Origin of the sequence: Methylorubrum suomiense (assembly GCF_022179765.1) — a bacterium.
In the GTDB taxonomy this organism is placed as follows: domain Bacteria; phylum Pseudomonadota; class Alphaproteobacteria; order Rhizobiales; family Beijerinckiaceae; genus Methylobacterium; species Methylobacterium suomiense.
Genome location: NZ_BPRE01000004.1, coordinates 69,914 through 89,432 on the forward strand (window position 1 = coordinate 69,914; position 19,519 = coordinate 89,432).

At 69.7% G+C, this 19,519-nt stretch carries 13 protein-coding genes and 2 pseudogenes; 9 read left to right on the forward strand and 6 right to left on the reverse strand.

Annotation, left to right across the window (positions count from 1 at the left end; all coding sequences use genetic code 11):
- Positions 1 to 70: 70 nt before the first annotated feature.
- Positions 71 to 682: a nucleotidyltransferase family protein gene (locus MFF26_RS07515; RefSeq protein ID WP_238307835.1), complete on the reverse strand. Its 612-nt coding sequence runs from the start codon at positions 680 to 682 to the stop codon at positions 71 to 73.
- Positions 683 to 1,076: 394 nt separating this feature from the next.
- Positions 1,077 to 1,265: pseudogene (locus tag MFF26_RS07520) on the reverse strand (DUF4113 domain-containing protein); the annotation flags it as partial.
- A gap of 424 nt (positions 1,266 to 1,689) precedes the next feature.
- Between MFF26_RS07520 and MFF26_RS07525 the strand changes: the two are divergent.
- From MFF26_RS07525 to MFF26_RS07540, 4 genes are all read left to right on the forward strand, one after another.
- Positions 1,690 to 1,878 (forward strand): ribbon-helix-helix domain-containing protein, encoded by a 189-nt coding sequence (locus tag MFF26_RS07525; RefSeq protein ID WP_012452057.1) that lies wholly within the window; start codon positions 1,690 to 1,692, stop codon positions 1,876 to 1,878.
- A gap of 3 nt (positions 1,879 to 1,881) precedes the next feature.
- Entirely contained in the window at positions 1,882 to 5,034 is a 3,153-nt protein-coding gene (locus MFF26_RS07530) for a PAS domain S-box protein (RefSeq protein WP_238307836.1), read from the forward strand.
- Positions 5,027 to 7,189, forward strand: a complete 2,163-nt coding sequence (locus tag MFF26_RS07535) for a hybrid sensor histidine kinase/response regulator (protein WP_373324376.1) — start codon at positions 5,027 to 5,029, stop codon at positions 7,187 to 7,189. The genes MFF26_RS07530 and MFF26_RS07535 overlap by 8 nt, the downstream gene beginning before the upstream one ends.
- Before the next feature lie 352 nt (positions 7,190 to 7,541).
- Positions 7,542 to 9,767, forward strand: coding sequence for a CHASE3 domain-containing protein (locus MFF26_RS07540; RefSeq protein WP_238307837.1), 2,226 nt, complete (start codon positions 7,542 to 7,544; stop codon positions 9,765 to 9,767).
- Between the two features lie 79 nt (positions 9,768 to 9,846).
- On the opposite strand, the gene MFF26_RS07545 is transcribed toward MFF26_RS07540, so the two are convergent.
- Positions 9,847 to 10,218, reverse strand: coding sequence for a response regulator (locus MFF26_RS07545; protein WP_012452053.1), 372 nt, complete (start codon positions 10,216 to 10,218; stop codon positions 9,847 to 9,849).
- Between the two features lie 289 nt (positions 10,219 to 10,507).
- Complete coding sequence (locus MFF26_RS07550; protein WP_012452052.1) at positions 10,508 to 13,297, reverse strand: PAS domain S-box protein; 2,790 nt, start codon at positions 13,295 to 13,297, stop codon at positions 10,508 to 10,510.
- A 275-nt stretch (positions 13,298 to 13,572) separates the two neighbouring features.
- Here MFF26_RS07550 and MFF26_RS07555 point away from each other — a divergent pair, with 275 nt between their 5' ends.
- Together MFF26_RS07555 and MFF26_RS07560 are read left to right on the forward strand one after the other, a co-directional pair.
- A complete protein-coding gene (locus tag MFF26_RS07555; protein ID WP_041370918.1) occupies positions 13,573 to 13,836 on the forward strand; it encodes a hypothetical protein in 264 nt (87 codons plus the stop codon).
- 8 nt (positions 13,837 to 13,844) lie between these two features.
- Positions 13,845 to 16,073, forward strand: coding sequence for a PAS domain-containing protein (locus MFF26_RS07560; protein WP_012452050.1), 2,229 nt, complete (start codon positions 13,845 to 13,847; stop codon positions 16,071 to 16,073).
- Here MFF26_RS07560 and MFF26_RS07565 read toward each other — a convergent pair.
- Both MFF26_RS07565 and MFF26_RS07570 read right to left on the reverse strand, forming a co-directional pair.
- Positions 16,034 to 16,264 (reverse strand): annotated as a pseudogene (locus tag MFF26_RS07565) (DUF4113 domain-containing protein); the annotation flags it as partial. The gene MFF26_RS07560 and the pseudogene MFF26_RS07565 sit on opposite strands and share 40 nt — an antisense overlap.
- A 22-nt stretch (positions 16,265 to 16,286) precedes the next feature.
- Entirely contained in the window at positions 16,287 to 16,499 is a 213-nt protein-coding gene (locus MFF26_RS07570; RefSeq protein WP_012452049.1) for a DUF2188 domain-containing protein, read from the reverse strand.
- Positions 16,500 to 16,654: 155 nt separating this feature from the next.
- Here MFF26_RS07570 and MFF26_RS07575 point away from each other — a divergent pair, with 155 nt between their 5' ends.
- The 3 genes from MFF26_RS07575 (at position 16,655) to MFF26_RS07585 (ending at position 19,125) form a co-directional block, all read left to right on the forward strand.
- Positions 16,655 to 17,878 (forward strand): GGDEF domain-containing protein, encoded by a 1,224-nt coding sequence (locus MFF26_RS07575; RefSeq protein WP_012452048.1) that lies wholly within the window; start codon positions 16,655 to 16,657, stop codon positions 17,876 to 17,878.
- Positions 17,879 to 18,008: 130 nt separating this feature from the next.
- A complete protein-coding gene (locus MFF26_RS07580) occupies positions 18,009 to 18,296 on the forward strand; it encodes a hypothetical protein (RefSeq protein ID WP_238307838.1) in 288 nt (95 codons plus the stop codon).
- A gap of 394 nt (positions 18,297 to 18,690) precedes the next feature.
- Entirely contained in the window at positions 18,691 to 19,125 is a 435-nt protein-coding gene (locus MFF26_RS07585; RefSeq protein WP_238307839.1) for a hypothetical protein, read from the forward strand.
- The last annotated feature ends 394 nt before the right edge of the window (positions 19,126 to 19,519 follow it).

Here is a 19,519-nt window from a genome sequence, read left to right on the forward strand (position 1 = left end):
CGAGCAGTGCCGCGCCGTCACCGGCGTCGCGCTCGCGGTCCGCCGGGTCACGGCCCGTCCGCCGGGCCAGCTAGAGCTTGCGCACGGCGAAGGTCCGCGGGTCCGGCGCGACGATCGGGGCAGGGATCCCCTCGACGGAGACCGCGTCGCGGGCGACGGTCCGGCCGCCGAGAAGCCATTTCGCCCCCTCGGGCTCCGTCCCCGGGTCAGGCCGGTGTAGGCGCACCTCGTGGCCGGCCGGGTTTCTGACCGGGCCGGCCCTGCCGCGGGATGCCCGGTACGGCCCCCCGTAGACGGTCATGAGGACGTCGAACGCCGCCGTGTCGGCGTCCTCCGGTCCGTCGAGCAGTTCGAGCGGCGCGCCGGCAGGAAAGGCCTGTCCGATCCGCGAGCCGGCGGCCAGCCCGTAGGCGATCAGCGCCTCGGGCCCGATCACGAGGAGCGGGTCGCCGAGGAAGCCCTGGCGGGCGGCCTGGCGCAGCACGGCGGCCGTGTCTGACCCGATGGTGGGCAGCCCGAGGTAGAGGCACTCGCGTCCGGCGGCGAAAAGCTCCTGCCGGCTGCGGGCCAGCTCCGCGTCGCGGCCCCGCTTCGGGTCGAAGGAGAGGAGGGCGAGGTGCGCCTCGTAGCGCTCGCCGAGCAAGGCGGCGCCATGGACCTCCTCGGGGGTGAGAGCGCCCACCTCACCGGACGCCTACCGGCATCAGGACGGGGGCGCCGATACCATCGCGGGACCGGTCGGCCATGCCGGCGCGACGAGGGAAGGACGGGATGATCCTCACCTCGCGAAGCCACGTTTGATGTAGCACAACCTCCTGATGTCGTGGCCGCCGCTGCTAGGTCCGCTTCCTCCTACTGAGCAGACCTCTGGGCCGGCACGCTTGAATGTCCGCAAGGGGTCAGGAGTTCGCCTGCGCCTTGTTCGGCTTCGCGCCATCAGCGGACCTCCAATCGAACGAACTGAAATGTCCGCTCGGAGGCCAACAGCTGCCGTTGAGATGGAATGGTTGGTCCGGTGGCCACAACGTCCTGACGTTGTGTCACAATAAATGTACGGATGGGCCGGGTCCGCCCGGCTAAGCCGCCGCGACGACCGGCAACTCGTCGAGCCCGGTGTCATAGCGGGGCGAGCGCATCTCGAACTTCGTCGACCAGTCGGTCTTCCGGGCCAGCCCGGCCGTCACCGGCACCACTGCACCGCGGCCGAACCGGCGATTGCAGGCGTCGAGCGTCGCGATCAACGCGGCCCCATGCTCCCGGTCGAGCTAGCCGAAGCCGGGCAGGTGCTGGGCAGGCCAGGATTTGTCAGCGGGAAAAGGGTAGGTATCACCCTGGGAAGGAGAACTCGGCAGCCAGTCTCGGCGCCTAGGGCCTGGATCGACCTGGGGCTGGCACAGCGTCCTGGAGGAGCGGCTACCTCTCCGCCCAGGGAAATGGCGAGCACATCCTGCAAAGCTCGGGAATTTACGCATCCTGAAGAGGCGGATGGGCGTGCGCACCTCCTGCGGGCGCTCGATCGGGAACGGGGGGCGTCGATTGCCGACGCCGCGATGCGTCCCGGGACGCCGGCCGGACGCGCTCGTCCCACCGCGGGCGTAGGACATCCGGCAGGATGGACAGACTGCGGACGGGCATCCTTGCGGCAGGCCACCGCGTTGTGTGAGCTGATCCTACAGGCCACAGCCCCTCATGCCCGTCCGCAAGTCCGTCACCATCTCGCTCAGCCCCGAGCTTTTCGCCGCCGCCGAGCGGATGCTGGCCTCGGGCCGCTTCGGCAACATGAGCGAGGTCATGCGCACGGCGCTGCGCCTCCTCGAAGAGCGCGAGCTCGGTTTCCTGGCCCATCGCGACGCGGCATACGTTCGCGACGAGGCCTAGTCCGTGAGCGACAGCTTGGCCTTCCTGGCGGGCGGCGGCGAGGCCGCCCGCGTGATCCGCGCGCGCGACTGGTCCGACCATCCCCTCGGCCGGCCCGAGACCTGGCCGACGGAGCTTCGTACGGCGCTCAGCCTGGTGCTGAACTCGCCGGAATCGATGATCCTCGCCTGGGGTCCCGACCTCACCTTCTTCTTCAACGACACGTATTTCCCGCTGCTCGGTCCGCGGCTCCCCTGGGCCATGGGCGAGCGCTTCGACGTGGTCTGGGCAGATGCCTGGTCCCAGGCCAAGCCGATCATCGACGACGCCTTCGCCGGCCGCAGCCGCCGCTTCGAGGACATGCCGTGGAAGCTCGGCACCGACCGCGGCCCGGCCGACACCTGGTTCTCGTTCTCCTACTCGCGCGTGCTCGACGGCGACGGCAGCGTCGCAGGCCTCTTCATCTTCACCAATGAAACCACAGCGCGGGTCCTGGGCGACCGGGCGCTGCGCGAGAGCGAGGAGCACTTCCGGCAGACGGTCGAGCTCAACCCGCAGGTGCCGTGGACGGCCGACCCCCACGGCAACATCATCTCCTACTCGCATCGCTGGCTCGAACTGACGGGCCAGGCCCCGGGGGAGCCGGACGGCGCAGGCTGGACCAAGGCGCTGCACCCGGAGGACCTGGAGCCGAAGATGGCGGCATTCGCGGTCGCGCTGTCCTCAGGCGACCCGGTCGACATCGACTACCGCATCCGCATCGCCGCCACGGGCGAGTACCGCTGGCAGCGGGCCCGCGCCCACCCGCGCCGGGACGAGGCCGGCACGATCATCCGCTGGTACGGCGTCGTCGAGGATGTCCACGACCGGAAGATCGCCGAGGCAGCCCTACGCAGGAGCGAGGAGGAGCTGCGCCTCGTGGTCGAGAGCGCCCGGGACCACGTCATCCTCACCACCGACACAGACGGCATCATCACGCGCTGGTCGGCCGGTGCGCAGGCGGTCCTCGGCTGGTCGCCCGAGGAGGCGGTCGGGAAGCCCGCCGCCATCACCTTCACGCCGGAGGACCGCGACAGGGGCGCCGACCTGCGCGAGATGGCCACCGCGGCGCGCAACGGCTGCGCCGGCGACGAGCGCTGGCACGTCGCCAAGGATGGCCGGCGCGTCTTCCTGAACGGCTCCTCCCATCCGCTGCCGCCGGATCCCCAAGGACGTCCGCGCGGCTTCCTGAAACTCGCCCGCGACGAGACCGGCCGCATCCGGGCCGAGGAGGCGCTGCGCGCGAGCGAGGTCCAACTGCGCCTCGTCGCCGACGCGCTGCCCCTCCTGGTGTCCTTTGTCGACCGATCGCTGACCTACCGGTTCGCGAACGCGGCCTACCGCGACTGGTTCGACCGCAAGCCCGAGGAGGTCGTCGGACGCACCATCCCCGACCTAGTCGACGAGGCGGGCTTACGAGCCCGGCTGCCGTACATCGAGCGGGCGCTGGCCGGCACGCCGGTTCGCACGGACCTACCCTGGCCATGGCCGGACGGAAGGCGCCGCATCGCCGACATCCGCTACGAGCCGCGCCGGGACGCGAGGGGCGCGGTCGACGGGTTCTACGTGTTCGTGCAGGACGTCACCGCCCAGCGCGACGCCGAGGCGGGGCTCGCCGCCGAGCGCGATCGTCTCTGGGAGCTCAGCGAGGACCTGCTCGTCAACGCCGACTACGAGGGCCACCTTCTCCGGATCAGCCCCTCCTGGACGATCCTGCTGGGCCACGACGCGGAAACCCTGCTGACGCGGCCCTACGGCGAGATCGTCCATCCCGAGGACTTCCCGGTCGTGATGGAGGCGCTCCTCGACATGCGGACCACGGGCAGGCCTGTCCGCGTCGAGAACCGCGTCAGGGCGGCGGACGAGACGTGGCGCTGGATCGCCTGGAAGCTGGCGCCGGAGCCCGGCGGAGAGCGGCTGACCGGCGTCGGCCGCGACATCACCGCCGAGAAGGCGGCAGCCGAGGAGAAGGCGCGGCTCGAAGAGCAGCTGCGGCAATCGCAGAAGATGGAGGCGGTCGGCCAGCTCACGGGCGGCATCGCCCACGACTTCAACAACCTGCTGGCCGGCATCTCGGGCTCGCTGGAGCTGATGCAGACACGCATGAGCCAGGGCCGGCTCAAGGACATCGACCGCTACATGTCCGCCGCGCAGGGCGCCTCAAAGCGCGCGGCCGCGCTCACCCATCGCCTGCTCGCCTTCTCGCGCCGGCAGACACTCGACCCGAAGCCGACCGACGTGAACGTCCTCGTCCGCGGCATGGAGGAGCTGATCCGGCGCACCGTCGGCCCCGCCATCGCGGTCGAGGTGGTTGGCGCCTCGGGCCTGTGGCCGGCGCTGGTCGACCCGCCGCAGCTGGAGAACGCGCTGCTGAACCTCTGCATCAACGCCCGCGACGCCATGCCCGAGCGCGGGCGCATCACGGTCGAGACCGCCAACAGGTGGCTCGACGAGCATGCCGCCCGCAAGCACGACATCCCGCCGGGCCAGTACCTGTCGCTCTGCGTCACCGATACGGGCACCGGGATGAGCCCGGAGGTCGTCGCCAAGGCGTTCGACCCGTTCTTCACCACCAAGCCGATCGGTCAGGGGACCGGGCTCGGCCTCTCCATGATCTACGGCTTCGCCAAGCAATCGGGGGGGCAGGTGCGGATCTACTCGGAGGTCGGCCTCGGCACGACAGTGTGCCTATACCTGCCGCGCTATCACGGGGCGGTGGAGGAGTTCGATCCGCTCGCGCGGCTTGCCGACGCCCCCCGGGCCGAGCAGGGCGAGACGGTGCTGGTGGTGGACGACGAGCCGACCGTTCGGATGCTGGTGACCGAGGTGCTGGAGGATCTCGGCTACACGGCGATCGAGGCGGCCGACAGCGCCTCGGGTCTGAAGGTCCTGCAGTCGGGCGTGCGCATCGACCTGCTCATCACCGACGTGGGCCTTCCGGGCGGCATGAACGGGCGCCAGATGGCCGACGCCGGCCGCGAGACGCGCCCGGATCTCAAGGTGCTCTTCATCACCGGTTACGCCGAGAACGCGGCAGTGGGCAACGGGCACCTGGAGCCCGGCATGGAAGTGCTGACCAAGCCCTTCGTCGTCGAAGCCCTCGGCGTGCGCATCCGCGAGATGATCGCACATGGTTGAGGCCGAACGCTCCAAGCTCCCCTATGCGGCGCCCTCGCGCACGATGAGCGCTGCCGCCCGGGCCCGGCGGATCGCGCGGGCCTGCGGCGTCTTCGGCACGGGCGTGTCCCTGACCGTGCTGGCGGGATGGTGGTTCGACGTGCCGGCGATGCGACGGCTCCTTCCAGGTCACGCGCCTATGGTCGTGCTGAGCGCGCTCGCCACCCTCATGCTCGGCATGGCGCTGCTGTTCGCCGCCCGGCGGGAGAGCGCGAGGTTGAGCCGCCGTGTAGGCCGATGCCTCGCCGGCGCGGCCGCGGCCATCGCCCTCGGCGGGGGCCTGCAGTACGCCATTCCGGGGAGCTTCCGGCTCGACGACTGGGTGCAGCGGCTGGTGTTCGCGCCGCTGGCGCCCGGAAGCGGCATGGCCCTGGCGACGGCCATCGGCGCCGTCGGCGCAGCCTCCGGCCTCCTTCTCCAGGACGCACGGAGCCGCCGCCTTCGCCTCCTCGGCGCGGTGGCGGCCCTCTTCGCCTTCGTCGTCGCGGCGGTGGGCGGCCTCGGCTACGCCTACGGCCTCGGCGCCTTCCACCAGGGCGGCCCCTTCTCCCGCATGGCGCTCGTCACGGCGCTGACGCTCGGCACCCTGTCGCTCGGGGTGCTCCTGAGCCGCCCCAACCGACCGTGGGTGACGTCCGTGCTCGGCGGCGGCGATGCCGGGACCCTGACCCGGCACCTGATGCCGGCGACCGTGCTCGCGCCCCTGTTCCTGGGCCTCCTGCAGCTTCACGCCGTCCGTGCCGGCCTGCTGGAGGCCGAGACCGGGACCGCCCTCCTCGTCATCGTCCTGGCGCTCTGGCTGGCGGGCCTGACCACCCGGCTGGCGCGCAGCGTCGAGCGGCGTGCCGTGGCCGACCGTCAGCTCCGGGACGCGCTGCAGGGCATGAACGAAGCCCTGGAGCAACGGGTCGCGGAGCGGACCCGCGAACTCGCCGAGGCTCAGGACGCGCTGGTGCAGGCCCAGAAGATGGAGGCGATCGGCCAGCTGACTGGAGGCGTAGCGCATGACTTCAACAACCTGCTGACCATCATCCGCTCCTCGGTCGACTTCCTGCGGCGGCCGAACCTCTCCGAGGAACGCCGCACCCGCTACATGGACGCGGTCTCCGACACGGTGGAGCGGGCCTCGAAGCTGACGGCGCAGCTCCTCGCCTTCGCACGGCGCCAATCGCTCAGGCCGGAGGTGTTCGACGCCCGCGAGCGCCTCGCGGGCGTGGCGAGCATGCTCGATTCCCTCACCGGTGCGCGCATCCGCATCGTGAGGGAGATGCCCGAAAGCCCCTGCTTCGTGCGGGCCGATCCGACCCAGTTCGAGACGGCGCTGGTGAACCTCGTGGTGAACGCGCGCGATGCGATGGCCGGCGAGGGCACGCTGACCATCGCCCTGAGCTGCGGCCGGACGAAGCCGCCGATCCGCGGCCATGCCGGCTCCCCGAACGACTTCGTCGTCGTGGCGGCCACGGACACGGGCTCCGGCATCGCGAAGGAACGGCTCACCCAGATCTTCGAGCCGTTCTTCACCACGAAGGAGGTCGGCAAGGGGACGGGGCTGGGGCTGAGCCAGGTCATCGGCTTCGCCAAGCAGTCGGGTGGCGACGTCGATGTTGCCAGCGTGGTCGGGCGGGGCAGCACCTTCACCCTGTACCTCCCGCAAGCCGAGGCCGGGGCGGGGGAGGAGAAGGCCGTCCCTGAGCCGGATGGTCAGCCGTTGGAGCAGGCCGACCGGTGCATCCTGGTGGTCGAGGACAACATCGAGATCGGGGCGTTCTGCACGCAGATCCTGCACGACCTCGGCTACGGGACGGTCCTGACCCAGACCGCCGAGGCGGCACTGGCCGAGATCGAGGCCGTGCCCTTCCGCTTTGACGCGGTGTTCTCGGACGTGGTGATGCCGGGCATGGGCGGCATCGAGCTGGCCAAGCGGCTGCGGGAGCTTCACCCGGAACTGCCGGTGGTGCTCACCTCCGGCTACAGCCACGTGCTGGCGAGCGATCACGCCCACGGCTTCGAGTTCGTGCGCAAGCCTTACTCGGCCGAACAGGTCGGGAAGGTCCTGCGCGCAGCCATCGCGCGAAAGCCGAAAGTACGGATGGCTCCCGCCGACGCGCCGGTCTGAACCGCCCCCGGCCCGATCGCCGGGATCCTTTCGTTGCCCTCGCGGGAAGGCCGACAAAGGCGCGCCGGCCGCTCCGTTCAAAGTCGCACACCCTCCTGACGTTATGTGACATCGATCGCGTCCGTCCCGGAACGCCGACGGCGCGGCTTCCCTGGCCCCGGACCGGGCAGCGCGGTGATGCAAGGCCGGCTCGCCCGAGCCTTGAAAGGGCGTCGTCCCCGCCGCGGGATGCTCACGGCCTCAACAATCCCGCAATCGCGTACGATGACGGGCCGTGGGGAACACGAACGCGAAGGGGACCGCCGTCCCCGGCGGTCGGGCTACCGACCACCTCGTTCGCGGACCCGACACCATGACACGCTACCTCGTGGCACGCGCCAACCTGCTGGTCTTCGGCGTGCTGGTGGTGATCCTGGCCCTCGTCGGCATCGTGACCTGGGAGCGCCTGAACGCCTCCCGGGACGCGCGCGAGTGGTCGCAGCACAGCTACCGCGTGCTGGCCATGACGAAGGACCTCGCGATCGCCCTGCGGGACGCCGAGCGTGGCCAGCGCGGCTACCTGCTGACCGGACGAGAGGAGTACCTCAGGCCTTACGACGCGGCACGCGACCGCATCGTCGTTGTCCAGGGCGAGTTGCAGAAGCTGACGGCGGACAACCCGGCCCAGCAGCAGCGCCTGCGCGCGCTCGCCCCTCTCGTCCTGCACAAGCTGGAGGAACTCGCCCAGACCGTGCAGGCCCGCAGGGACAGCGGCCTGGAGGCCGCCCTGCGCATCGTCAACACCGACGCCGGCCGCAAGGACATGCGCGAGGCGGAGGTCGTGCTCGCCACCATCCTCGCCGACGAGCAGCGGCTCCTCGACGACCGCCTCGCGCAAAACGATGCCCGGGCCATGTGGGTGCGATGGCTGGTGATCGGCGGCTCGGCGATCGCCGTCCTGACCCTGCTCTGGGCCGCCCGGCTCCTGAACCAGGCGTGGTCGCGCTCCTACAGGTCGGAGGAGCAACAGCGCGACCTTGCCCTTCGCCTGCGCACCACACTCGACAGCCTCAGCCAGGGGGTCGCGGTGTTCGGCCCCGACCGCAAGCTGAAGAACTGGAACGAGTGCTTCCAAGTGCTGCTCGACCTGCCGAAGGCCATGCTCCGCCCGGGCACCGCCTACTCCGCCTTTGTCGAGCACACGGCCGAACCGGGCTGTCCGGCTCTGGAGACCGAGGACCAGTTGCGTCACGGCAGCCGGAATCCCGGCGAGGCGGTGACCTACGAACGCGATCGGGCCGACGGCCACCACCTGGAGATCCGGCGGACCCCGATGCCCGACGGCGGCTTCGTCCTGACCATCTCCGACATGACCAAGCGGGCGCAGGCCGAGGGCGTACTCCGGGAAGCGCAGAAGATGCAGGCCATCGGACAGCTAACCGGCGGCATCGCGCACGACTTCAACAACCTGCTCCAGGTCATCCTCGGGAACCTGGAATTCGTCAGGGCCAAGCTCGACGGCGACGCCAAGCTGCAGCAGCGGGTCGAGCGCGCGGCGTGGGCCGCCCAACGCGGCGCGACGCTGACCGGCCAACTCCTCGCCTTCGCCCGCAAGCAGCCGTTGGCTCCGGCCGCCATCGACCTCGCCGCGACCATGCCGGACCTGATCCCGCTGCTGCGCCGCACGCTCGGCGAGCACATCGAGGTGCGCTACGTCGAGACCGCGGGGCTCTGGCCCGCGATGGCGGATGCGGCGCAGCTGGAAAGCGCCGTCCTGAACCTCGCGCTGAACGCCCGCGACGCGATGCCCGGCGGAGGCCGGCTCACCATCGAGCTCGGCAACACGGTGCTCGACCAGGAATACGCCCGTCACCACGCCGAGGTCGTGCCGGGCGATTACGCCATGGTGGCGGTCTCCGACACCGGCCACGGCATGACGCCCGAGGTGGTGGCCCGCGTCTTCGAGCCGTTCTTCACGACCAAGCCCGACGGCAAGGGCACGGGGCTCGGCCTCGCCATGGTGTTCGGCTTCGTCAAGCAGTCGGACGGGCACGTGAAGATCTACTCCGAGCCCGGCGAGGGGACGACGGTGAAGCTCTACCTGCCGCGGGCGGCCGGGGTGGCCGCCGCGGCCCTGCGGTCGAGCGCGCCGGTCGAGCTGCCGCGCGGCTCGGCGACGGTGCTGGTGGTCGAGGACGAGGCGGCGGTCCGGGAGATCGCCTGCGCGATCCTCTCCGATCTCGGCTACCGGGTGCTGGAGGCGGCCGACGGCGAGGAGGCCTTGCGGGTGTTCGGAGCGAACACCGCCTCGGTCGACCTGCTGCTGACCGACGTGGTGTTGCCCGGGAAGGTGCGGGGCCGCGAACTCGCCGAGCGTATCCGTGCCCTGCGTCCGGAGGTGCGGGTGGTGTTCATGTCGGGCTACACCGAGAACTCCATCGTGCACCACGGCCGGCTCGACGACGGGGTCCACCTCGTCGGCAAGCCGTTCAAGCGCGAGCAGCTCGCCCGCAAGGTCGCCGAGGTTCTCGGCCCCGGGGCGACCGAGGCGCCGGAAGGGGGCAAGGTCGTCGCGCTCCGCCCAAGGCGGGATTCCTGAGGCGGGCCGGAGCGGCACCGGCACGAAACCCACCTCGCCCGGGTCGCGGCGGAGACGTCGCGGAAGCGGGCGCTGCCGGCTAGGCCGCCGCTTCGATCGCCTTCAGGAGCTGCGACCGCCGGTAGGGCTTGGGCAGGAAGCGCCCGTCATCGGGCACGTCCGCGTCGCGCAAGTCTCGTCCCCCCGACGTCACCACCAGCCGGATATGGGGCCAGCGGGCCGACACCCGATCGGCGAGCGCGAGCCCGTCCAGGGTGCCCGGCATATCGATGTCCGTGACCAGGGCGGTGATGCCCGGAGTATCCTCCAGGATCGTCATGGCCTCATCCGCCGTGCCCGCCTCCAGCACGGAAAAGCCGGCGTCCTCCAGCATCCCGGCGGCGACCAGGCGCACGATGCAGTCGTCCTCGACGACGAGGATCGAACGAGGCGGTGACGGGTCTTGCGGCATCGGGTCGGACGGCCTGGTCTCGTCGGGAGGACGGAGACGGGCAATCCTCGACGAAACGGTTGGTTTCAGCGTGACCGTTTCGCGGTGCGTCGGCGGGCCCGTCCGGCGATGTCGGAGCGCGGCGGCCCCAGGGCGGACCCTGGATCGTGATCGGCCGCGAGCCGGACCAGGGCAAGGGAAATTCGAGGGCCCGGCATGCTCATGTCGGTACAGGTCGGCGCGCCCGCGGCGGCCGCATCAACCTCGACGATGACGCGGCCGCCCCCTTCGAGAGTGCTCGCGGTCCGCCTCACTCCGCCTGGAAGTTGTGCAGCGGCGCCTCGACGACACAGGCGACGCCCTCGGACGGGTAGGTCAGCGACAGCTTGCCTCCGACCTGCGCGCTCAGGCCGCGCTCGATCAGGCGCGTGCCGAAGCCCTTTCGGTTCGGGGCCGCGACCGGCGGCCCGCCGCGCTCGCGCCAGTCGACCGTCAGCGACGGTCCGTCGGCCTCGCCCTCCGTGAGGCGCCATGTCAGGTCAACGCGCCCGTCCGGCACCGAGAGCGCGCCGTACTTCACCGCGTTCGTCGTGAGCTCGTGCAGCATCAGGGCGAGCGAAAGGGCCGCCTTGCCGCCGATCTTGACCTCCGGCCCGGAGTAGAGGACCCGGCCGGAAGCGGCCTCCTGCACGCCCACGCCCTCGCGCACGATGGCCGCGAGCGGTGCCCGCTCCGCCGCCCCGCCGAGCAGGACGTCGTGCGCCTTGCCGAGGGCGATCAAGCGGTCGCCCAGCGCCTCGCCGACGGCCGCGACATCGGTGGCGCCCCGCATGGTTTGCGCGGCGATGGCCTGCACCATGGCGAGGATGTTCTTCATCCGGTGCGAGAGTTCCTGGTTGAGGAGTTCCTGCCGCTCCTCGGCCCGCCTGCGGGCATCGATGTCGGCGATCGCCACGACCGCGCCTATGAGATTGCTGTCGGGGTCGCGCATCGGCGCGCCCGCGATCTCGATCCAGACGCGGCTTCCGTCACCGCGCCGGTACTCGCATTCGAGCCGGGCATGTTCGACCCCGTCCCGTATGATGCGGCTGAGCGGATACTCGGCTGCCTCCACTTGGCGGCCGTCCTCGTGAAAGGCGACCCACTCGCCGTAACTCTCCGCATCCGGGGACGGCAGGATCGGGTGGCGGAAGATCTCCTCGATCCGTCTGTTGCCGCCGACGATGCGCCCGGAGGGCGCCTCGGCGAACAGGATGCCGACCGGCACGGTGTCGAGGACGACCCGCAGCGACGCCTCGCTCGCGAGAAGGGCACGGCGCGCCTCCCGCTGCTTGGTCAGGTCGAACATGGCTCCGATCATGCGGACGGCGCGCCCCTCCGCGTCGCGGATCACGTAGCCGCGGTCGAGCACGTCGGCGTAGGAGCCGTCGGCGCGCAGGAAGCGGTACTCCTCGGTCCAGCCGGTACCGTCGCCATCGATGACGGCATGGATGGAGGCATCGACCCGACCCCGGTCGTCGGGATGGATGTGGGCGATCCACCACTCGCCGGTCTGGTCCGAGGGCGCGAGCGCATGACCGTAGGCCGTGGTGAGCGCCTCGTTCCAGAGCACGTGGTTGGTGGCGAAGTTCCAGTCCCAGATCGCGTCGTTGGTTGCACGGGTTACGAGGCGGTACCGGTCCCGGCTTTCCTGCAGCCGGGCGACGTCCTCCCGGTGCTCGGTGCGGTCGCGCAGGATCTTGACGAAGCCCATGGGCGGCCCGTCCTCCTCGCGCAAGGCCATCATCTCCCCGCTGGCCCAGAAGCGGCTGCCGTCCTTTCGCAGGTGCCAGCGTTCGTCGATGCCGCGGCCCTCCGTCAGGGCGCTGTGCATCTCCTTCGCGGGGATCTCGGCCGCCCGGTCCTCCGGGGTGAAGATGACGGCGGCCGGCTTCCCGCACATCTCCTCGGCCGTCCAGCCGAGGGTCTTGGTCGCCCCCCTGTTCCAGTCGGTCACTTTGCCGGCGAGATCCATGACGACGATGGCGTAGTCGTGCGCGCTGTCGAAGATCGCCCGGCGCCTGCGCTCGACCTTGCGCACCTCGCGCCGCGCCTCGGCCTCGCCGGCCTGCGCGAGACCCGAGGAGACCGTGCCGGCAAAGACCTGCGCCGAGCCGAGATCCGCCTCGGCGAAGGCGGACGGCCGGCTCGACTGGAGCTTGAGCACGCCGGCGGCCTCACCGTTCCGGAGCACGGGCACGAGGATGCAGGAGCGCAGCCGCAAGACCTCGACGAGGTCGCGCACGACCCGAGGATCCGTGTGCACGTCGGGCACCAGCAACGGCTCGCCGCCGGTCAGGCAGGCCCCTGCGAGACTGCCTTGCAGAGGCAGCCGCAATCCCCTCTTGTCGGCCAGGGTCCCCGCGGTCGCGCGGTAGACGAGCTCCTCGCCCTCGCGCATCTCGATGACCGCGCCCTCGGCCTGCGGCGTGGCGGTCAGCACGCCTTCGACGAGCGCGTGCAGGATCGCGTCGAGGTCGCCGTCCGCAGCCGCGACCGCACCCTGTGTCCGGAGGAGCACCTCGCGCTGGTCGAGGACGCGCTTCTGGGCGGCATGCGAGCGGCGCAGCTCCAGCTGCGTCATGACCTGACCGGCGAGCGCGCGCAGCGACCGGGCCTCTCGCCCGCTCAGCCCCTCGGGCCGCGGCTTATGGTCGATGACGCAGAGGCTGCCCAGGACCTGCCCCGACGGCGTGCGCAGGGGCGCGCCGGCGTAGAAGCGCAGGTGGGGGGCACCGGTCACGAGCGGGTTGGCCCGGGTTCGCGGGTCCCGCGTCAGGTCGGGGATGACGAGGAGGTCCGGCTCGCGCAGGGCGTGGACGCAGACGGAGGCGTCGAGGTCGGTCTGGCAGGCGGGAAAGCCGGATCGCGCCTTGAACCACTGCCGGTTGCCCGCCACCAGGCTGACGAGCGCCACAGGGGCGTCGCAGGCGTCGCGGGCGAGTTGCACGATGTCGTCGAAGCCTTGCTCGGGCGGCGTGTCGAGGATGCCGTAGGCATCGAGCGCGGCGAGCCGGCTCGGATTGTCGACCTCGGGGGTCGAGGCGGCTTGGACCGTCATACTGAAAGGCTTCGGAACGCGGGATGGCTCGGGCGAGGCGTGCCTCGCCGACGGGACGCGCCCGACCGGGTTCCCGACACCCCGGTTGCCCGGGGCCGGATCCCGATAGCGCACAATTCTCTTCTGTGCATGTCATAAGAGTTCATAGGCCGGTGCCTGGCCACGCCGGGGTTCGCCCGAGCTGCGACCAGGGGCCGGCCATCGGCCCGTCATTGATTTCGCGTCGGGCAGGGCCAGTTGTTAAGCTCGTAGCTCCTACACCTGAACGCAAGGCCATGGCCGGCAGGAAGGTCGCCGTCCAGGATCTCGTCATGCGCTCTCGTCCGAACCGTCCCGCCGATCCCGGATCGGCCACCCAGGATCCGCGCCTGCACGGGGTCGGCCACGGCTTCGGCGACCTCTACGCGGGCCTGGTCACCGCGCCCCTTCCCGAGGCCTGGCAGGACTTGCTCGCCCGCATGGAAGGCCCAGACGGTGAGGCGGGGCCCGGGACGAAGAGCACCGCCCTGACCCCCGGATCGTCGCCGGCGGCCGAATAGGGCAACCGATGCGCACGTCCGGGTGCGACCCGCGGTCGCCAGGGACCGGCCGAAGGTCCAGGATTGCCGTCGGTCGCGGGACGCCCATTTCCGGCGGCGTGGCCAGCGTGACCGATCCCATTCCATTCCTGCCCGATGGTGGCCTGACAGGCGCGGAGATGCGCGCCCGGGACTGGGAAGCGACCTCGCTCGGCCCGCCCGGTGACTGGCCGCCGGCGCTGCGCAACGCGCTAACGCTGATGCTGGAGTGCCCGACGGCGATGTTCCTCGCCTGGGGGCCCGATCTCCTCTGCTTCTACAACGACGCCTATCGCCCGATCCTCGGCTACCGGCTCCCGACCGCGCTCGGTCGCCCGTTCCCAGAGGTCTGGGCGAGCATCTGGACCGAGATCGAGCCGCTCGTCTCCGCCACGCTCGCGGGGCGCCAACAGGTCCTCACCGACCTGATGCTCGACCTCTCCCGCGAGGGGAAGCCGGAGAAGAGTTGGTGGTCCTTCACCTACTCGCCGGTCCGCGACGACGCGGGCGCGATCAACGGCATGCTCTGCGTCACGAAGGAGACCACCGGACACATCTCGGGCCAGGCGCGCCTGCGGGAGATGAACGAGACGCTGGAGCGCCGCGTCGACGAGGCGCTGGCGGAGCGCAAGCTCTGGGCGCAGGTCTTCGAGACGAGCGACGCCCTCGTCGGCGCCCTCGACACAGGGTACCGCGTGCTGCTGCTGAACCGGGCGCTGGCAGACGAGTTCGAGACGCTCTTCGGCGTTCGCCCCGCCGTCGGGGACAGCCTGCCGGAACTCCTGGCCGACAAGCCCGCGCACTTGGCCGTGGCTCAAGCCGTCTGGAACCGGGCGCTGGCGGGCGAGGAGTTCACGCGGATCGAGGAGTTCGGCGACCCCACGCGCAAGCGTCGCTCCTACGAGATGCGCTTCACCACGCTGCGGGATGCCGAGGGGCGCGTGGTCGGCGCCTTCCAGTACGCCACCGACGTCACGCAGCGCCTGCGCGAGCAGGAGCAGCTGGCCCGCGCCGAGGAAGCCCTGCGGCAAGCCCAGAAGATGGAAGCGGTCGGGCAATTGACCGGCGGGGTCGCGCACGACTTCAACAACCTGCTCACCATCATCCGGTCCTCGGTCGACTTCCTGCGTCGGCCGAACCTGCCGGAGGAGCGGCGAACCCGGTACATGGACGCGGTCTCGGACACGGTGGAGCGGGCCGCCAAGCTCACGGGCCAGCTCCTCGCCTTCGCGCGCCGGCAGACGCTCCAGCCCGAGGTGTTCGACGTCGGGGAGCGGCTCGGCGGCGTCGTCTCGATGCTGAACTCGATCACGGGCGCGCGGATCACCATCGAGACCGCGCTGCCCGGGCGTCCCTGCTACGTGCGGGCGGATCCGAGCCAGTTCGAGACCGCGCTCGTCAACCTGGCGGTGAACGCCCGCGACGCCATGGACGGCGCGGGAACGCTGACGCTCGGCGTGGCTCCGGTCGCCTCGATGCCGCCCATCCGCGGACATGCCGGGGGTAACGGAGCGTTCGTCGCGATGTCGGTCACGGACGAAGGCTCCGGGATCGCGCCGGACCTCCTGGGCCGCATCTTCGAGCCGTTCTTCACCACGAAGGAGGTCGGCAAGGGTACGGGCCTCGGGCTCTCCCAGGTCATCGGGTTCGCCAAGCAGTCCGGCGGCGACGTCGACGTCGCCAGCGAGCCGGGGCGCGGCACGACCTTCACCCTCTACCTGCCCGAGGTCGACCCACCCAAGCCGGCCGTGGAGGTCGAGGGGGACGATGACGGGCCGGGCGAGGTGCGCGCTCTCTGCGTCCTGGTGGTCGAGGACAACCTCGACGTCGGGAGCTTCTGCACGCAGATCCTGGAGGATCTCGGGCACTCCGTTGTCTGGGCCCACGACGCCGAGGAGGCGCTGGCCGAGATGGAGAAGGTGCCGTTCCGCTTCGACGCCGTCTTCTCGGACGTCGTGATGCCGGGAATGGGCGGGGTCGAGCTCGCCAGGAGGCTTCGCGCCAGCCACCCGGACCTGCCGGTGATCCTGACGACGGGCTACAGCGACGTGCTCGCCCGCGACGACGCGCACGGGTTCGACCTCGTGCGCAAGCCCTATTCGGCCGAGCAGGTCGCGCACGCGTTCAGGACCGTGCACGTTCGGCGTCGCGGGCGAGAGGGCACCGCCCGGTCTAAGGCCGCAGCGATCACGGGCAACTCGTCGAGCCGGGTGGTGTAGCGGGGCGAGCGCATCTCGAACTTCGTCGACCAGTCCCGCCGCGGCGCGAACCCTGCCGAGGCCGGGACGACCGCGCCGCGGCCGAACCGGCCGTTGCTGGCATCGAGCGCCGCCATCAGCGCCGCCCCGCGCTCGCGGTCCAGCCGACCGAGACCCGGCAGCGCCCGTTGCGACGCCGCCGGTGGCACCACCGAGTGGTCAGGGCGGGCCTGGTTAGCGGGTCGTCCGGAACTGGTTGGGCCCACCGGCCTTCGTGTTCCGGACCCGCGCCACGTTCGGCTTCTTGTCGGGCTCCAACTCGCGGGCCCTCTCGATCGCCGCCTTCTGCGTCGGGAGCACGTCGCTCGCGCGCTTCGAGCCCTCGCGGCGCACGGCGTAATCCCCCTGCTCGCGCGGCTCGACGTAGATGTTGCCCGGCTTCGACATCTCGGCACCTCACCGTTAATGAATATTAACGCGTTACGGTCGAGCTGAGTTGCAGTCCTCGCGGGTGGAGCCACACACGGTGTGCCTTGGTGGCAGATGAAGCCTGCAAATGTCCTTTAACCGGGCCTCAAGCCTTGCCATGTGGATGTACGCCCATGGCATTCGCCTTCACCGCCCCACCGCCACCGGCTTGGCGCCTCGTCGCATGGCTGACCACCTCGCCTGAGCAGGTTCCTCCGGACGTGCTCACCATCCTGCGCGGGCGCCTCGTCGTCGGGGTCGCGCCCCTGATCGTGGCCGCCGTCGTGGGAGCCGCGCTGGCTAGTCTCGCGATCCTACGCGTTCCGACGCTAGCCATGCTCGCGTGGTTCTGCGCTGACCTGACCCTCACGCTCGCGCGCCTCACGACCATGCTGGTGATGCGGCACAACCTCCGCAATGCGGGTCAGCGCTCAGGCGGGATGCTCCCGCTCACGGATCTGTACGTGCTCAGCTCCATGCTCTGGTGTGCCCAGATCGGCTGCGGGGTCGGGCTCTGCATGGCCTCGGGCGATCCGGTGCTGGTGCCGTTCGCCTGCCTTGCCACGACGGGACTGGTGGGTGGGTTGGCAGCCCGCAATCCCGGGGCACCGCGCATGACCCTGGTCCAGATGATCAGCGTCGTCGTGCCCTTCATGGCCGGGGCGATCGCGGGCGGCCAGCCATGGTTCCTGCCCCTCTGCGCGCTGGCGCCGCTCTACCTGGTGGCGGTCGCGGCCGTGAACAGGCGATTGCACGCCGATTACGTGGCGCTGCTGTGCGCCGAGCGGGCCCTGCGCCACCAGGCGCTCCATTGCGGCCTCACCGGCTTGCCCAACCGCACCTCCTTCGATCAGGCCCTGACTGCCGCATCGGCGGGTCGGAACGATGATGAAGATCATGCGGTGGCCCTGCTCTACCTCGACCTGGACGGCTTCAAGGCCGTGAACGACACCTACGGTCACGCGACGGGCGACACTCTCTTGCAGCAGGTCGCGCGCCGCCTGCGCGACGTGGTCATGGCCGCCGACGTGGTCGCCCGTCTCGGCGGGGACGAGTTTGCCGTGTTGCTCACCGGGCGGCGGGCCGCCTCTGCCGAGAGGGTGGCAGGCGCGATCATCGCGGCCGTGGGTCTGCCCTACGACCTAGGCCACGGTACACTCATCAGCATCGGGGTCAGCGTCGGTATCGCCGAGACCGACGCTTGCAGCTCCGATAGCCATGCGCTCCTCGTGCGAGCGGATCGGGCTCTGTACACAGCCAAAGAGCGGGGCAAGGGGACCTTCCATCGCGCTCGCCCCGCCAGGAGCGGTGGCCGCCTTACGACAAAGATAACAGTGGAGTGCGAAGCCGCCGGATAATGAGCATCGACAAGACCGCCTGCAGCGAACTATTCGTCATGGCGCCAGAATTTCAATTGCAGCCGTTCTGCCGCTAGAGTGATCTACCCGACAGAGAAGAAAAGCTGGCACTTCGGGGGCGGCCATTTACTTGGCATTGTACTTGGACGGCGAAATCGCCTCGACGAACGCCTACTTCGATGAGCTCTACATCGAGGAATACGATTTCAAGCCGAGTGACGACGCGCTGGTCGCGACCCTGACCGGATCGCTGAATGGCGAGAACGACCAGGATCGGGCGTTCCATGGCGACAAGATCGTCTTCACGACTGTGATGACGTTCGAGCGCGTCGCGGGGCGGATCGCCTACATGGAACCGGAGCTTGAGACCGACGGCAAGGTGGACGACTCGATGTATTACGACGAGGACTTTGCCTGAGGCCTTAGCCCGCTCCCGGTCGAGGAGCAGGCGCGGCATAGCCCTTCCGGCTCGGCATATTCGCTCAAGCCGAAAGGCGCGAGGATCTTGTGGATAACTGGGCTTGTTCGTATCCCGCCCGAACCCAAAACCGCGGGTCATACGGAACGCGACAGAGCCTCACCCAGCGGATTTCAGTTCACTCGGCCCATTGTGCCAACGGTTCCGACTTTGAGGCTGGGGGCCGGCTCCTCGCCCGTCCCCAGTGCATGAAAAAGCCATCCCCTAGCAAACGCCACATTTTCTGCTTTCACCAGACCAGCTTGCTTGAACACGACCATGGTTCCCCGCCTGGACATTTCAACTGACTGGCAACAGGCTCGCCTTCACTTGTAGACCAATCGGGATTTGCGTGATGTCGAAGCGGGGCCGGTATAACTTGGGTGCGATCATGCGCCGGTCGTGGGTTTTGGCGAGAGAGGTAGCGACTGCAATTGGCGAGGGCGCGCGGGCTCATCTTGCTGGTGCAATGCGCCGCGCTTGGGCTGACGCTAAGGCGGCTGTCGCGCAAGAGACTGAAGAAGCTCGCGTGAAGCCCGATGATCTCATTGGCCATGAGGAAGCCTATCTAGGTGGGCTACTAAAATATGTCAGCATAAAGCCGTGGTCTTCCAAGGATGGCTACGACAAACGCGATTACATTATTTGCGAATTTAATGGTCGTCTCAAAGACAAAAATCTGATGTACTTCCACAGGTCGGGGCAGGTTGATCTGTTTCACATTGAGGTTGATACTCCTTATGGGAAGATTTGGTGCCACGACAACATTGAGGCTGAGTTTCTTGCTTGAGGCGACAGGCTCAAGGTGTTGTTGACCCACCCCCGAAAAGAAGGGGCGACCTCAGCCCCGAGCAGCCTGCCTGGGAGCCACGACCGCGTTGACGCGGCCCGCATGTAGTCGCAATTGACGTCGGCCTCGCAGGCCCATCGGAGGATGGCGGGGTTGCTCGCCGTGCCCGCGGTCTCGCAGGTGCCGTGAGGCCACCGGCCTCCAGGAGGATGCAGGGGCCAGGCTCCTTGGTGAGCCAGGCGCAGGCCGCGGTCAATTTTGGATGCTGAGACGTCTGCAACTCGCGTGAGGCTCGGGCCGGCACGGCCGCGGTGGGCGCGCTCGGCGAGGGGTTCGCCGCTTTCATCAGGTCGGGATCCTCGAAACCGAAGGCAACCTTGCGCAGGCCGAACGC

Coding starts and splice junctions, on each gene's coding strand:
- MFF26_RS07525 (WP_012452057.1), top strand. CDS start 1,690: ATGCCCGTCCGCAAGTCCGTCACCATCTCGCTCAGCCCCGAGCTTTTC.
- MFF26_RS07535 (WP_373324376.1), top strand. CDS start 5,027: ATGGTTGAGGCCGAACGCTCCAAGCTCCCCTATGCGGCGCCCTCGCGC.
- MFF26_RS07540 (WP_238307837.1), top strand. CDS start 7,542: ATGACACGCTACCTCGTGGCACGCGCCAACCTGCTGGTCTTCGGCGTG.
- MFF26_RS07545 (WP_012452053.1), bottom strand. CDS start 10,218: ATGCCGCAAGACCCGTCACCGCCTCGTTCGATCCTCGTCGTCGAGGAC.
- MFF26_RS07550 (WP_012452052.1), bottom strand. CDS start 13,297: ATGACGGTCCAAGCCGCCTCGACCCCCGAGGTCGACAATCCGAGCCGG.
- MFF26_RS07555 (WP_041370918.1), top strand. CDS start 13,573: ATGGCCGGCAGGAAGGTCGCCGTCCAGGATCTCGTCATGCGCTCTCGT.
- MFF26_RS07560 (WP_012452050.1), top strand. CDS start 13,845: ATGCGCACGTCCGGGTGCGACCCGCGGTCGCCAGGGACCGGCCGAAGG.
- MFF26_RS07570 (WP_012452049.1), bottom strand. CDS start 16,499: ATGTCGAAGCCGGGCAACATCTACGTCGAGCCGCGCGAGCAGGGGGAT.
- MFF26_RS07575 (WP_012452048.1), top strand. CDS start 16,655: ATGGCATTCGCCTTCACCGCCCCACCGCCACCGGCTTGGCGCCTCGTC.
- MFF26_RS07585 (WP_238307839.1), top strand. CDS start 18,691: ATGTCGAAGCGGGGCCGGTATAACTTGGGTGCGATCATGCGCCGGTCG.